Raw genomic sequence first — 13,372 nt, 5'->3', positions numbered from 1 at the left:
CATAATATGGGCGCGCCCTGCGATGGGCAACCTTTCGAGCCACCCATCCAGGACATAACGGCAAGGCACGGCGGGGCCTGAATGATCCGGCCCGCCCGCGGGGCTAACCTTGTACCGCCTTGGCGAAATTTGCAAAGAATTCGTCCGCCAGCTTCTTGGCGGCGCCATTGATCAGGCGCTGGCCGAGCTGGGCGAGCTTGCCGCCGATCTGCGCCTCCACGTTGTAGCTCAGCAGCGTGCCGCCATCCTTGTCGGCGAGGCCGACGGTGGCGCCGCCCTTGGCGAAGCCGGCCACCCCGCCCTCGCCTTCGCCTGAGATCTTGTAGCCGTTCGGCGGATCGAGATCGCTCAAGGTGACCTTGCCCTTGAAGCGGGCAGAGACCGGGCCGACCTTCATCTTGGCGGTGGCGCGGAAGCCGCCCTCGTCGGTCTTCTCCAGCTCTTCGCAGCCGGGAATGCAGGCCTTCAGCACTTCGGGATCGTTGAGCTTGTCCCACACAGCCTGGCGCGGCGCTGCAAGCTGGACTTCGCCGGTCATCGTCATGGCCATGGGGGACCTCCTCGATCACAAGAAACCTTTTCCCCCAAGTAAAGCAGCCGGGGCGCAAAGGAAAGGGCACCTTCGGAGGATGAGCGATGCATATTCGCACCGCAGCAAGACGCGTCCGCCGTTCACGAAATCGCGCGATCGGCGCTGTCGAAATTGGCGGCAGCGCCGGGGCATTGGCAGGAGCGCGCGACAGTGGTTAGGTCGCGCGCCATGAGCACAGCCCTCTCCCCCCTGCTTGCGTCGATGCTGTCGAGCGCCGCGATGCGCGCGGTCTGCGACGACGACGCCACCCTGCAGAACATGCTGGATTTCGAGGCCGCGCTGGCCCGGGCCGAGGTGGCTTGCGGCGTGATTCCCGCAGCCAGCGCGGGACCGATCGCCGCGGCCTGCAAAGCCGAATCATTCGACCTCGCAGCGCTGGCCGATGCCGCGACGCGATCCGGCAATCTGGCGATCCCGCTGGTGAAGGCCCTCACCGCCAACGTCGCCAAGGCGGATGCCGAGGCGGCGCGTTACGTGCATTGGGGGGCGACCAGCCAGGACGTCATCGACACTGCCACCATGCTGTCGTTGCGCGCCGGCATCGATGCGCTGCTCATCGACCTCGACCGCGCCGTTGCGGGTTTTGCCGGCCTTGCCCGCGCCCATCGTCACACCGCGGTGGTGGCGCGGACCTGGCTGCAGCACGCGCTGCCGATGCCGTTCGGCCTGAAGCTTGCCGAATATGCCGCGGCCCTGCACCGCTCCCGCAAGCGCTTGCTGCGCCTGCGCCGCGAGACGCTGGCCGTGCAATTCGGCGGCGCCGCCGGCACGCTCGCCGCGCTCGGCGACAACGGCCTCGCGGTCGCGGCCTGCCTTGCGAAAGAGCTGGACCTGCCCCTGCCCGATGCACCTTGGCATACCCACCGCGACCGCATCGCGGAGGCCGCGTCGGTGTTTGCGATCCTCGCCGGCAGCTGCGGCAAGATCGCGCGCGACGTCTCGCTGATGATGCAGACCGATGTTGGCGAAGCCTTCGAACCCGCGGGCGCCGGCCGCGGCGGCTCCTCCACCATGCCGCACAAGCGCAATCCGGTCGCCGCCGCGAGCGCGCTGGGGGCTGCGACCATGGCGCCCAACCTCGCCGCGACGATCTTCGCCGCGCAGGTGCAGGACCATGAGCGCAGCGCCGGCCCGTGGCATGCGGAATGGCCGACATTGCCGGGCCTGATGCTGGTGACGTCGGGCGCGCTCGCCGCAATCGTCGAACTCGCCGAAGGGCTCGAGGTCGATGCGGCGCGGATGCGCGTCAATCTCGATGCGACCCATGGGTTGATCATGGCGGAAGCCGTCACCTTTGCGCTGGCCGAAACGATCGGCAAGAGCGACGCCCATCATCTGATCGAGGCCGCCAGCAAGAAAGCGGTTGCGGAGAAGAAGCACTTGCGCGACCTGCTGTCATCGGATGCGAAGGTCACCGCGCATCTCGACGCGAAGCGGATCGCGGAGCTGTTCGAGCCGATGGCCTATCAGGGCGCCTCGCAGGCGCTGATCGACCGCCTGCTTGCTTCACTGGACGACAAGTAGCGACGATGTCATTGCCGGGCTTGCCCCGGCGATCGCATGACAAGAGGGACAAGACGATGCCGATGATCAACGCCGACGGATGCATGCTCAACGTCCAGGTGGATGGCCGCGATGGCGGACCGACCCTGATGCTGTCGAACTCGCTCGGCTGCACCTTGCAGATGTGGGAGCCGCAGATGCGGGCACTGACGCAGATGTTCCGCGTCATCCGCTACGATCGTCGTGGCCACGGCAAATCCGACGTGCCGGCAGGTCCCTACTCGATGGAGCGGTTCGGCCGCGACGTGCTCGCGATCCTCGACGACCTCAACATCGAGAAGGTGCACTGGTGCGGCCTGTCGATGGGCGGCATGGTCGGGCAATGGCTCGGCGCCAACGCCCCTGAAAGATTCGGCAAGATCATCCTCGCCAACACCGCCTGCTACTATCCCGATCCCACCAACTGGCTGAACCGCATCAAGGCGGTGAAGCAAGGCGGCATCGCGGCGGTCGCCGACGCCGTGATCGCGGGCTGGCTGACCGCGGACTTCCGCGAGCGCGAACCCGAGACCACGGCGCGCATGAAGGCGATGCTGCTCGCCTCTCCCGTCGAGGGCTATCTCGCCTGCTGTGAAGCGCTGTCGACGCTCGACCAGCGCGCGCTGTTGCCCAGGATCAAGAGCCCGACCCTGGTGATCGCAGGAAAGCAGGACATGGCAACGCCGGTGTCGGCAGGTGAAATGATCCGCAGCGGCATTCCCGGCGCCAGCATGACGCTGCTCGACGCCGCGCACATCTCAAATGTCGAGCAGTCGCACGCCTTCACCGAAGCCGTGGTCGGCTTCCTGACGCAACGCTAATCCACAACCACAAACGTCATTGCGAGGAGCAAAGCGACGAAGCAATCCATGCCTCCGCAAGCGGTGAAATGGATTGCTTCGCTTCGCTCGCAATGACGGGAGGAGACATCAATGGACGACAATCAGCGCCGTGACGACGGCATGACGCAGCGCCGCAAGGTGCTGGGCAATGAATGGGTCGACAAGTCGATCAAGAACCGCAACGCGTTCAACACCGACTTCCAGGACCTGATCACGCGCTATGCGTGGGGCGACATCTGGACCCGGCCGCATTTCGATCACCGCACGCGCCGCGTGCTCGTCATCGGCACCATGGTCGCGCTCGGCCAGTGGGACGAGTTCCGCCTGCATGTGCGCGCAGCGCTCAGCGAAGGCGGCTTCACGCCCGAGGACATCAAGGAGATCCTGCTGCAGCAGGCGATCTATTGCGGCGTGCCCGCGGCCAATCACGCCGTCAAGGAAGCCGGCGCGATCATCGCCGAACTAGGGCTGCTGAAGGGATAGCTCGCTCGCCGCTGCGTTGGTCTCGACGGCCGGCGCCTTGGCGACGGACTTCGGCGAGGTCTCGAACAGCATCACGATCGCGGTGCCGAGCAGCATCAGAAGCTCGGCCGCATGCATGCGCAACGCTTCGATCTCGCCGACCTTGGATGCCATCATCATGCTGGCAAAGCTCAGCACGCTGCCGAGGCAGAGCGCGACCGCCAGCGCCTCGTCGGCGCCGCTGCTGGTCTTGCGCAATGGCGAGAACGCGGCCATTGCGAGGAAGACCGCGAAGAACGCCACCACGGTGATCCGCGCCAGCGCCAGCAGCCATGCCAGCCGCACCGTCGCCATCTTGCCGAGGTGCAGATAGTCGTTGGCATACAGCGCAATCGACACGCTCGGCCGCTCATAGAGGCCGTGGATCGGCGACACCATGATGCTGAAGGCGATGATGGTCCAGACCGGAATGAAATAGGCCGCAAGCAGCGCGCCGTTGAAGGAGCTGATCCGCCAGTTGCTCGACATTGCCGCTTCCCGCTTCTCTCCGGCGCCTTTTGGATCGGCGACGGTTCAGCCTGCGAGGTAACGCCGATCGATTGCCGGCAGCAATTTAAACCCTTTGTTAAGGTTAAGCGCGGTGCGATGGTTCCGGATCGATGCGATCGGGCCAGGCCGGCACCTGCGCCGGCCGAGATAGAGGGGGTAAAATGACCGAAAGAACCCGCGTTTTCGTCGCGACGCCCTGTTTCGGCGGCGACCTGAAGATGGCCTATGTGCTGTCCGCCCTGAAGCTTCAGGCTGCGGCCACTGCCCGGGGCATCGACATCCAGTTCCACCTGATAGGAAACGAATCGCTGATCGTGCGCGCCCGGAACGAACTGGCCCACCAGTTCCTCGTATCCGGCGCCAGCCATCTGCTGTTCATCGATGCCGATATCGGGTTCGAACCCGAGGCCGTGTTCCGGCTGCTGGATTGCGGCACCGATGTTGCGGCCGCGGCCTACCCGCTCAAGCACATCGATTGGGCAAAGGTGCAGCGGGCTGCGGAAGCCAAGCGGCAGAACCTCGCGTCATCCTCGCTGGACTATGTCGTCACATGGGAGGGCGACCAGATCACGGCTCGCGGCGATGGCTTCGCCAAGGTCCGATATGCCGGAACCGGCTTCCTGATGATGAAGCGATCCGCCCTGGTAAGGCTGTGCGACGCCCATCCCGAACTCAAATATCGGGCGAACCACAAGAGCAACGACTTGAACACCGGCGACCTGGTTCGCGCCGACCTCGACCGCGTCTCGCTGTTCGAATGCATGATCGACAAGACGACCGGCGAGTATTTGTCCGAAGACTACGCCTTCTGCCGGCGCTGGCTCGATCTCGGCGGCGAAATCTGGCTCGACCTTCGAAGCGAGCTGACGCATTTCGGTTCCTACGCCTTTCGCGGCCGCTTCGCCGATCAGCTGGCCTGAGCAACAGTCAGAAGCTGAAGACCCAACGAAACAGAAGTCCCGAACAAAAAGGCCTCGCCGTTCGGCGAGGCCCTTGTGTTACATTTGCTCAATTGCGCCGAGCTAGCGCTCCGGATTGGGCTTCTGGCCCTGCCGGCCGGGATCCTGCTGCTGCTGGCCGGGCTTCTGACCGCCGCCCTGCTGCTGACCGGGCTTCTGTCCCGGATTCTGACTTGGGTTCTGGTTCTGCTGGCCGGGGTTCTGGTTCTGATTGCTCATTCGCTTAACTCCCTTTGCTTTCATCAAGCTCGGGACAACGCGCCGTCAGGACTGCGGTTGCTCGGGGAACACGGGTTCCGGCGCGATCATTGCAAGGCAACGGAGTGTCGACCCTGTGACATCGGAACCGCACCCGTCGAAGTAGTTATGTACAAGCCCTTTCGGCCGCAGCCGGCACTGTTGCCGCCGCCGGGGTTCCACTGTTAGAAAATACCACGACGCGACGGATCAGGCTGCCGGGGGCCCTCGGCGCGTCACCCCTCGAGTTACGGCAGCGCATGGATTATTTCGCCCAGCAACTGATCAACGGCCTCGTGCTCGGTTCGATCTATGGACTGATCGCAATCGGCTACACGATGGTCTACGGCATCGTCGGCATGATCAACTTCGCCCATGGCGACATCTTCATGATCGGCGGCTTCATTGCGCTGATCTCATTCCTGGTGCTGGTGTCGCTCGGCCTCACCGCGATCCCCCTGATCCTTCTGATCGTGCTGCTGGTCTCGATGGCGATCACCGCGCTCTATGGCTGGACCATCGAGCGCATCGCCTACCGGCCGTTGCGGCATTCGTTCCGCCTGGCGCCGATGCTGTCGGCGATCGGCATGTCGTTCGTGTTGACCAACTTCTCGCAGGTGTCGCAGGGCGCGCGCGTCAAGCCGGTGCCGCCGATCATCACCGGCGGCTACACGCTGCATGAGGGCTCCGAAGGCTTCGCCGTGCAGCTATCCAATATCCAGATCATGGTCGTGCTCGCCACCATCGTGGTGCTGGCGCTGTTCACCTGGCTGGTGTCGCGCACCCGGCTCGGGCGCGACATGCGCGCCTGCGAGCAGGACCAGACCATGGCCGCACTGCTCGGCGTCGACGTCGACCGCACCATCTCGATGACCTTCGTGATCGGTGCCGCGCTCGCCGCCGTCGCCGGCATGATGTATCTGCTGTATTACGGCCTGGTCGATTTCTTCATGGGCTTCGTCGCCGGCATCAAGGCGTTCACCGCCGCCGTGCTCGGCGGCATCGGCTCGCTGCCGGGCGCGATGCTCGGCGGGCTTGCGATCGGTCTGATCGAGACGTTCTGGTCGGCCTATTTCTCGGTGGAATACAAAGACGTCGCCGCGTTCTCGATTTTGATCGTGGTGTTGATCTTCATGCCGACCGGCCTGCTTGGCCGTCCCGAAGTCGAAAAAGTCTGACAGGCACTTCGTGAGCGCGACCTCAGCCCGCCCCTCGCACGCCGCGCAGCCCTTGGGCGGCGCCTTCATTCTCAAGAAAGCCCTGATCAGCGCATTGGTCGCGCTGGTGCTGTTCTCGCTGATGATCGGCGTGCGCACCGAGGCCGGGCCGCAAGGCGGCCTGATCTACTGGACGCGGTTCGGCGACCTCGCCGCCATGGTCGCGATCGTGTTTGGCGGAAGCATCATCGTCGAACTGTTGCGGCAATGGTGGGGCCCGGTCGACAAGGTGCGCATCGTACCCAAGCCGGTGCAAACCACGCTTGCATTCGCAGGCCGCTGGCTTGCGACGGCGCTGCTTGTGTTCACCTTCCTCGTCCCCGTGATCTTCTACGATCAACGCTACATTCTCGATCTCGGGATCCTGGTCCTGACCTATGTGATGCTGGGTTGGGGCTTGAATGTCGTGGTCGGCCTCGCCGGCCTGCTCGACCTCGGCTATGTCGCCTTCTATGCGGTCGGCGCCTATTCCTACGCGCTGCTTGCGACCAATTTCGGATTGTCGTTCTGGGTCTGCCTGCCGCTCGCCGGCATCCTCGCGGCGTTCTGGGGCGTGCTGCTCGGCTTCCCGGTGCTGCGGCTGCGCGGCGACTATCTGGCGATCGTGACGCTCGCCTTCGGCGAGATCATCCGCCTCGTCATCATCAACTGGCAAAGCCTGACCGGCGGTCCCAACGGCGTCTCGGGGATTCCGCGCCCGACCATGTTCGGCATTCCGCTGACGCCGGGCGACGACGGGCTCGCCGCCAAGCTCGGTATCGAATTCTCGCCGACCCACCGCCTCGTCTTCCTGTTCTATCTGATCCTGGCGATGGCGCTGCTCACCAACTGGGTGACGATCCGGCTGCGGCGGCTGCCGATCGGCCGCGCCTGGGAGGCGCTGCGCGAGGACGAGGTCGCCTGCCGCGCGCTCGGCATCAACACTACGACCACCAAGCTGACGGCATTCGCGACCGGTGCGATGTTCGGCGGCCTCGCCGGCGCGTTCTTCGCCACGCGGCAGGGCTTCATCAGCCCGGAATCCTTCACCTTCCAGGAATCGGCGCTGGTGCTGGCGATCGTCGTGCTCGGCGGCATGGGCTCGCAGCTCGGCGTCGCGCTTGCCGCGCTCGCCATGATCGGCGGCTTCGAATTGTTCCGCGGCCTCGATCAATACCGCATGCTGGTGTTCGGCATCGCCATGGTGCTGTTGATGATCTGGCGGCCGCGCGGGCTGATCGGCCATCGCGCGCCGACCGTGTTCCTGGAGCGCAACCAGGCGATCTCCTCCGACCTCGTCAAGGAGGGCCACGGATGAGCGGCGACCAAATCCTCACCGTCGATCGCCTGATGATGCGCTTCGGCGGCATCGTCGCGGTCAACGAGCTCTCCTTTGCGGCCGAGCGGCGCAAGATCACCGCGCTGATCGGGCCGAACGGCGCCGGCAAGACCACCGTCTTCAACTGCATCACCGGCTTCTACCGGCCGAGCGGCGGCGCGATCCGCCTCGCCCATGATGACGGCCGCACCATCCAGCTCGAGCGGCTGAACGATTTCCGCATCTCCAGGCAGGCCAAGGTGGCGCGTACCTTCCAGAACATCCGGCTGTTTCCCGGCATGACCGCGCTGGAGAACCTGATGGTCGCCCAGCACAACGCGCTGATGCGCGCCTCGGGCCTGACCCTGCTCGGCCTGCTCGGCCTGCCATCCTGGCGCGAGGCCGAAGCGCGCGCCATCGAGCTGGCGCGGACCTGGCTCAACCGCGTCGGCCTGCTCGACCGCGCCGACGACGCCGCGGGCAATCTGCCCTATGGCGACCAGCGCAGGCTCGAGATCGCGCGCGCGATGTGCACCGAGCCTGCGCTGCTCTGTCTCGACGAGCCCGCGGCCGGACTGAACGCGCGCGAGAGCGGCGGCCTCAACGAGCTCTTGCGGTCGATCCGCAACGAACAGGGCACCTCGATCCTCCTGATCGAGCACGACATGTCTGTCGTGATGGAGATCTCCGATCACGTCGTGGTCATGGACTACGGCGTCAAGATCGCCGAAGGCACGCCGCAAGCGGTGCGCGACGATCCCAAGGTGATCGCCGCCTATCTCGGCGCCGACGAGGAAGAGGCGATCGCCGTGATGGAGAGCGGCACGTGATGAGCGCAGCCGGCAAGCCCCCCACCTCCCCCTGCAAGGGGGAGGTCGACCGCGAAGCGGGCGGGTGGGGGTCACGCTTTTCCCGCACGAAAGATATGACGGCGCGCGCACGCTCCCTCCGCGTCAACATGACCGATGCGGAAGCGTGTCTCTGGCGCGCGTTGCGCCGCGTTCAGCTCTATGGCTTCTCTTTCCGCAAGCAGCACCCGATCGGTCAATACACCGTCGACTTCTACTGCTCGCGGCTTCGTCTGGCCGTCGAGGTGGATGGTGGGCAGCATGCCGAGCAGCGCAAGCAGGCCGACGATCGGCGGACGCATTGGCTCGCGGAGAAAGGTGTCACCGTCATCCGTTACTGGAACAACGACGTGCTGTCGAATTTGGAGGGCGTGCTGAGCGATCTGGTCACTCACTTGGAGCGATTGGCGCAAGCGGAGGCAACCCCCACCCCGGCCCTCCCCCTTTCAGGGGGAGGGAGAACGAACAATCGCACGCTTGGCGAAGACGGGAGCGAGCGATGACCACACCCCTGCTCGCGGTGCGCGGCGTGCGTGCGGCGTATGGCAAGATCGAGGCGCTGAAGGGCGTCGACATCGAGATCAACCGAGGGGAGATCGTCGCCCTGATCGGCGCCAATGGCGCCGGCAAGTCGACGCTGATGATGACGATCTTCGGCCGGCCGCGCGCCCGCGCCGGCCGCATCGAATTCGACGGCCACGACATCACCGGCGTGCCGACCCACGAGATCGCGCGGCTGCGCATCGCGCAATCGCCCGAGGGCCGGCGGATCTTTCCGCGCATGAGCGTCGCCGAAAACCTGCAGATGGGCGCCGACGCCACCGAATGCAGCGAGGCCGAACGCGAGGCCGGGCTGGAGCGCGTGTTCGCGCTGTTTCCGCGGCTGAAGGAGCGCGTCGCGCAACGCGGCGGCACGCTGTCGGGCGGCGAGCAGCAGATGCTCGCGATCGGCCGCGCCCTGATGAGCCGGCCGCGGCTGCTGATGCTGGATGAGCCCTCGCTCGGCCTCGCGCCGCTGATCGCGCGCCAGATCTTCGATGCCATCCGCACGCTGAACCGGCAGGACGGCCTCACCGTGCTGATCGTCGAGCAGAACGCCAACCATGCGCTGAAGCTCGCCCATCGCGGTTACGTCATGGTCAACGGCCTGATCACGCTAGCCGGAACCGGCGCCGAATTGCTGCAGCGCCCGGAAATCCGCGCCGCCTATCTGGAAGGCGGCCGCCGCGGCTAGCTCACCCCTGAGCGCCGCCCCTTGCAGCAGGATGCGGCTGATGCAGCGTCGATTTGCCTGAAAATTGCCGGTGACTTCGCCGCGAAATCAGCCGAGAATGCCGGCGGTTTTGGGGCCCGGCGTGCCGGGCCCTTCCGCAAGAGGCAACGACCACGAGGGACGTCTCATGAAATCACTGAAGCTGATCGGCCTGGCACTGGGCGCGTCGTTCGCATTATCGGCGAGCGCGTTCGCGCAAGACATCACCATCGCAGTCGCGGGCCCGATGACGGGCTCCGAATCCGCTTTTGGCCGGCAGATGAAGAACGGCGCCGAGCAGGCGGTCGCCGATATCAACGCCGCTGGCGGCGTGCTCGGCAAGAAGCTCGCGCTGGAAGCCGACGACGATGCCTGCGATCCGAAGCAGGCGCGCTCGATCGCGGAAAAGATCGGCTCCGCGAAGATCCCGTTCGTGGCCGGCCATTTCTGCTCGTCGTCCTCGATCCCGGCCTCCGAGGCCTATGCCGACGCCAACGTGCTGCAGATCACCCCGGCCTCGACCAACCCGCTGTTCACCGAGCGCAAGCTGTGGAACGTGGCGCGCGTCTGCGGTCGCGACGACCAGCAGGGCCTGGTCGCCGCCGACTACATCATGAAGAACTTCAAGGGCAAGAACGTCGCGATCCTGAACGACAAGACCACCTACGGCAAAGGCCTCGCCGATGAGACCAAGAAAGCGCTGAACAAGGCCGGCTTCCAGGAGAAGATGTTCGAGTCCTACAACAAGGGTGACAAGGACTTCAACTCGATCGTCTCGCGCCTCAAGCGCGACAATATCGATCTGGTCTATGTCGGCGGCTACCATCAGGAAGCCGGCCTGATCCTGCGCCAGATGCGCGACCAGGGCCTGCAGACCGTGCTGATGGCGGGCGACGCCATGAACGACAAGGAATTCGCCTCGATCACCGGCCCCGCCGCCGAAGGCACGCTGTTCACCTTCGGCCCCGATCCGCGCAACAAGCCGACCGCGAAGGCGATCGTCGAGAAGTTCAAGGCCAAGAACATCGATCCCGAAGGCTACACGCTCTACACCTACGCCGCGATGCAGGTGTGGACGCAGGCCGTCGCCAAGGCCGGCACCACCGACGCCAAGAAGGTGATGGACACCATCAAGGCCGGCGACTGGGACACCGTGCTCGGCAAGATGGGCTTCGACGCCAAGGGCGACATCAAGGCGATCGACTACGTCGTCTACAAGTGGGACGCCAAGGGCAACTACACCGAGATCAATCCGAAGGGCTCCTGATCCTCGCGCGCCCGATCCATTCAGAGCAACGAAAACGCCCCGCTCCGCCGGGGCGTTTTTTTTGACCGGATACCTGCAGGTCTTACCTAAGTCCTGCCGCAAGTCCGTGCGCACGCGCGGTCAAAGGTTGCTGCATCCGCCGCGGCTGCTATACCGGGTCGATCGGACAGCAGGCGGACGGACTCAATCGTGAAAAACCTTCTCACCGATATTGCCGGCGTCAGCGTCGGCCACGCCGACGACGCCATGATCGCCTCGGGCGTCACCGCGATCCTGTTCGAGCGGCCGGCGGTCGCCTCGATCGATGTCCGCGGCGGCGGTCCGGGCACCCGCGAGGACGCGCTGCTGTCTCCGCACAATGTCGTCGAGGCGATCGATGCCATCACGCTGTCGGGCGGTTCGGCGCTCGGGCTTGACTCCGCCGGCGGCGTGCAGGCCTGGCTTGCCGAGCGCGGCCGCGGCTTTCGGATCCGCGATGCGGTGATCCCGATCGTGCCGGGCGCGATCTGCTTCGATCTGCTCAACGGCGGCAACAAGGCGTGGGGACGCTTTCCGCCCTATCGCGATCTCGGCTACGCGGCCGCGAATGCCGCCTCCGACAATTTCGAGCTCGGCAGCGTCGGCGCCGGCATGGGCGCGACCACCGCCACCCTCAAGGGCGGCCTCGGCTCGGCGTCTGATGTGACCGACGACGGCGTTAAGGTGGCGGCGCTCGCGGTGGTCAACGCGGTCGGCAGCGTTACGGTCGGCAGCGGCCCGTGGTTCTGGGCGGCGCCGTTCGAGGTCGCCGGCGAGTTCGGCGGGCGCGGCCTGCCGCCCGCGTTCACGCCGGACATGCTGAAGCTGCGGCTGAAGGGCGGCGCGGACGCCACCGCCGCCGAGAACACCACGCTCGTCATTGTCGTGACCGATGCACAGCTGACCAAGCCGCAGGCGAGGCGGCTTGCGATGATCGCGCAGACCGGCATGGCGCGCGCGATCTATCCGGTGCACGCCCCGCTCGATGGCGACGTGGTGTTTGCCGCGGCCACGGGCGCCAAGCCGGTCGATCCGCTGTTTGGGCTGACCAAGCTCGGCGCGATCGCCGCCAACACGGTGGCGCGCGCGATCGCACGCGGCGTCCATTCAGCCACCGCCCTGCCCTTCCCCGGCGCACTGCCGAGCTGGCAGGACCGGTTCGGCTAAATCATCATGAAGTCGAGTTGAAGCGCGACCACGAGGGAGGTGCGCTCCCTCGCCCCGTTCTTACGGGGAGAGGGTTGCGGTGAGGGGCCGCCGCCGCATCAACGGTGACAGGTGCATTCGTGGAGACTCCCCCTCACCCGGAGCGCATCTCACGATCCGCTCCGGCCTCTCCCCGCACGCGGGGCGAGGCGAAGCAGAGCCAGCCTGCTCCATTCAAAGCGAAGAATGTTGCTTTAAGCGCTGACCGACAGCGACGACGAGGCCTGGGCCGAGATCGCCTGCGACTGGCGCTGGATCAGCTGCTCGATGAAATTGTAGGACGAGGTCGCGTTGCTGCCGGCAGAGGACGAGTTCGCGCTGCTGTTGGTCGACGACGTGGCCGCCGACGTCATCGACACCTTGGAGCCGTCGGCATAGGTCGTTGTCGTCGTGGTCGAGCCGTCGCTGTTGGTCACCGACGTCGAGGTCGCGCCGTTCAGCGCCTGCATCAGCGGATCGCTCGATCCGCCCGAGCCGCTGCTGGCGCCGGATCCGTCGGTCGCGCCGCCGGCTGCGTGGTGATGGTGATGGCCGCCGCCCTTGTGGCCCTGCAACGCCTGCGACATCTCGTCGAGGCTGACGCTGCCGTCGCCATTGGTATCGAGCTTGGAGAACACGTCGTCGGCCTGCGCGATGTTGGTGCCGCCGGCGCCGAGCGCATTCTCGAATTCGGTCTTGGTGATCTGGCCGTTGCCGTCGGCGTCGATCTGCGAGAACAGGTCCTTCAGCGCATCCGACCGGCTGGTCGGGGTCGCACTGGTCGAGGCCGTGGTCTGCGACTGGCTCTGCGCGTCGAGCAGCGCGCTCATGGTCAGCGGCGAAATCTGCGTCGAGCTGCTGCTGCCCGAGCCGGTAGCCGAGCTGCTGCTGGTCGACGTCGAGGTACTGGTCGAGGCCGAGAACAGCCCGGTCGACTGATTTCCCTGCGTGGAGCTGCCGGTCTGTGTCGTCGACTTCGACGACATCAGCGAGCTCAAAAGATCGATGGCGGATGACGCAGCGCCAATGGCAAATAACATGGCAATACTCCAACAAGGCCGCGCATGGCGGCTCAAACGCTTGCCAAAGGCGCAGCAAGGAGCAT

The 13,372-nt window shown here is 65.6% G+C and carries 15 protein-coding genes; 11 read left to right on the top strand and 4 right to left on the bottom strand.

Annotation, left to right across the window (positions count from 1 at the left end):
- Nucleotides 1-103: 103 nt before the first annotated feature.
- Entirely contained in the window at nt 104-550 is a 447-nt protein-coding gene (locus HAP47_RS15895; RefSeq protein ID WP_016840413.1) for an SRPBCC family protein, read from the bottom strand.
- A 210-nt stretch (nt 551-760) separates the two neighbouring features.
- On the opposite strand from HAP47_RS15895, the gene HAP47_RS15890 reads away from it, so the two are divergent.
- The 3 genes from HAP47_RS15890 (at nt 761) to HAP47_RS15880 (ending at nt 3,459) form a co-directional block, all read left to right on the top strand.
- Complete coding sequence (locus HAP47_RS15890) at nt 761-2,116, top strand: 3-carboxy-cis,cis-muconate cycloisomerase (RefSeq protein ID WP_173637431.1); 1,356 nt, start codon at nt 761-763, stop codon at nt 2,114-2,116.
- A gap of 56 nt (nt 2,117-2,172) precedes the next feature.
- Nucleotides 2,173-2,955, top strand: coding sequence for a 3-oxoadipate enol-lactonase (gene pcaD, locus HAP47_RS15885; protein ID WP_173637432.1), 783 nt, complete (start codon nt 2,173-2,175; stop codon nt 2,953-2,955).
- Nucleotides 2,956-3,066: 111 nt separating this feature from the next.
- Complete coding sequence (locus HAP47_RS15880; RefSeq protein ID WP_173637433.1) at nt 3,067-3,459, top strand: carboxymuconolactone decarboxylase family protein; 393 nt, start codon at nt 3,067-3,069, stop codon at nt 3,457-3,459.
- On the opposite strand, the gene HAP47_RS15875 is transcribed toward HAP47_RS15880, so the two are convergent.
- Nucleotides 3,439-3,966, bottom strand: a complete 528-nt coding sequence (locus HAP47_RS15875; protein ID WP_173637434.1) for a hypothetical protein — start codon at nt 3,964-3,966, stop codon at nt 3,439-3,441. The genes HAP47_RS15880 and HAP47_RS15875 overlap by 21 nt on opposite strands.
- Before the next feature lie 182 nt (nt 3,967-4,148).
- Between HAP47_RS15875 and HAP47_RS15870 the strand changes: the two genes are divergently transcribed.
- Complete coding sequence (locus HAP47_RS15870) at nt 4,149-4,907, top strand: hypothetical protein (protein ID WP_173637435.1); 759 nt, start codon at nt 4,149-4,151, stop codon at nt 4,905-4,907.
- Nucleotides 4,908-5,009: 102 nt separating this feature from the next.
- Here the strand turns inward: HAP47_RS15870 and HAP47_RS15865 are convergent, their stop codons facing one another.
- A complete protein-coding gene (locus tag HAP47_RS15865) occupies nt 5,010-5,165 on the bottom strand; it encodes a hypothetical protein (RefSeq protein WP_173637436.1) in 156 nt (51 codons plus the stop codon).
- A gap of 278 nt (nt 5,166-5,443) precedes the next feature.
- Here HAP47_RS15865 and HAP47_RS15860 point away from each other — a divergent pair, with 278 nt between their 5' ends.
- The 7 genes from HAP47_RS15860 to HAP47_RS15830 all read left to right on the top strand — a co-directional run bounded on the left by HAP47_RS15860 (nt 5,444) and on the right by HAP47_RS15830 (nt 12,249).
- Entirely contained in the window at nt 5,444-6,361 is a 918-nt protein-coding gene (locus HAP47_RS15860; protein ID WP_173637437.1) for an ABC transporter permease subunit, read from the top strand.
- Between the two features lie 10 nt (nt 6,362-6,371).
- The gene (gene livM / locus HAP47_RS15855; RefSeq protein ID WP_305879387.1) at nt 6,372-7,697 is read left to right on the top strand and encodes a high-affinity branched-chain amino acid ABC transporter permease LivM; all 1,326 of its coding nucleotides are present in this window, start codon (nt 6,372-6,374) and stop codon (nt 7,695-7,697) included.
- Nucleotides 7,694-8,527 carry an ABC transporter ATP-binding protein gene (locus HAP47_RS15850; RefSeq protein ID WP_173637438.1) on the top strand — a complete coding sequence of 278 codons (834 nt, stop codon included), beginning with the start codon at nt 7,694-7,696 and terminating at the stop codon, nt 8,525-8,527. The genes livM and HAP47_RS15850 overlap by 4 nt, the downstream gene beginning before the upstream one ends.
- Nucleotides 8,527-9,048 carry an endonuclease domain-containing protein gene (locus HAP47_RS15845; protein WP_231168898.1) on the top strand — a complete coding sequence of 174 codons (522 nt, stop codon included), beginning with the start codon at nt 8,527-8,529 and terminating at the stop codon, nt 9,046-9,048. Before HAP47_RS15850 ends, HAP47_RS15845 begins: the two co-directional genes overlap by 1 nt.
- Complete coding sequence (locus HAP47_RS15840) at nt 9,045-9,779, top strand: ABC transporter ATP-binding protein (protein ID WP_173637439.1); 735 nt, start codon at nt 9,045-9,047, stop codon at nt 9,777-9,779. Before HAP47_RS15845 ends, HAP47_RS15840 begins: the two co-directional genes overlap by 4 nt.
- 166 nt (nt 9,780-9,945) lie before the next feature.
- The gene (locus HAP47_RS15835; protein WP_173637440.1) at nt 9,946-11,064 is read left to right on the top strand and encodes a branched-chain amino acid ABC transporter substrate-binding protein; all 1,119 of its coding nucleotides are present in this window, start codon (nt 9,946-9,948) and stop codon (nt 11,062-11,064) included.
- 189 nt (nt 11,065-11,253) lie between these two features.
- Nucleotides 11,254-12,249 carry a P1 family peptidase gene (locus tag HAP47_RS15830; RefSeq protein WP_173637441.1) on the top strand — a complete coding sequence of 332 codons (996 nt, stop codon included), beginning with the start codon at nt 11,254-11,256 and terminating at the stop codon, nt 12,247-12,249.
- A gap of 233 nt (nt 12,250-12,482) precedes the next feature.
- On the opposite strand, the gene HAP47_RS15825 is transcribed toward HAP47_RS15830, so the two are convergent.
- A complete protein-coding gene (locus HAP47_RS15825; RefSeq protein WP_173637442.1) occupies nt 12,483-13,307 on the bottom strand; it encodes an EF-hand domain-containing protein in 825 nt (274 codons plus the stop codon).
- Nucleotides 13,308-13,372 lie beyond the last annotated feature (65 nt).

It is taken from the genome of Bradyrhizobium sp. 41S5, from assembly GCF_011516665.3.
Taxonomy (GTDB): Bacteria; Pseudomonadota; Alphaproteobacteria; order Rhizobiales; family Xanthobacteraceae; genus Bradyrhizobium; species Bradyrhizobium quebecense.
Note: the sequence above shows the minus strand (reverse complement) of the source record. Positions and strands in the feature narration are given on the sequence as shown.

Coding starts and splice junctions, on each gene's coding strand:
- HAP47_RS15895 (WP_016840413.1), bottom strand. CDS start 550: ATGGCCATGACGATGACCGGCGAAGTCCAGCTTGCAGCGCCGCGCCAG.
- HAP47_RS15890 (WP_173637431.1), top strand. CDS start 761: ATGAGCACAGCCCTCTCCCCCCTGCTTGCGTCGATGCTGTCGAGCGCC.
- pcaD (WP_173637432.1), top strand. CDS start 2,173: ATGCCGATGATCAACGCCGACGGATGCATGCTCAACGTCCAGGTGGAT.
- HAP47_RS15880 (WP_173637433.1), top strand. CDS start 3,067: ATGGACGACAATCAGCGCCGTGACGACGGCATGACGCAGCGCCGCAAG.
- HAP47_RS15875 (WP_173637434.1), bottom strand. CDS start 3,966: ATGTCGAGCAACTGGCGGATCAGCTCCTTCAACGGCGCGCTGCTTGCG.
- HAP47_RS15870 (WP_173637435.1), top strand. CDS start 4,149: ATGACCGAAAGAACCCGCGTTTTCGTCGCGACGCCCTGTTTCGGCGGC.
- HAP47_RS15865 (WP_173637436.1), bottom strand. CDS start 5,165: ATGAGCAATCAGAACCAGAACCCCGGCCAGCAGAACCAGAACCCAAGT.
- HAP47_RS15860 (WP_173637437.1), top strand. CDS start 5,444: ATGGATTATTTCGCCCAGCAACTGATCAACGGCCTCGTGCTCGGTTCG.
- HAP47_RS15850 (WP_173637438.1), top strand. CDS start 7,694: ATGAGCGGCGACCAAATCCTCACCGTCGATCGCCTGATGATGCGCTTC.
- HAP47_RS15845 (WP_231168898.1), top strand. CDS start 8,527: ATGAGCGCAGCCGGCAAGCCCCCCACCTCCCCCTGCAAGGGGGAGGTC.
- HAP47_RS15840 (WP_173637439.1), top strand. CDS start 9,045: ATGACCACACCCCTGCTCGCGGTGCGCGGCGTGCGTGCGGCGTATGGC.
- HAP47_RS15835 (WP_173637440.1), top strand. CDS start 9,946: ATGAAATCACTGAAGCTGATCGGCCTGGCACTGGGCGCGTCGTTCGCA.
- HAP47_RS15825 (WP_173637442.1), bottom strand. CDS start 13,307: ATGTTATTTGCCATTGGCGCTGCGTCATCCGCCATCGATCTTTTGAGC.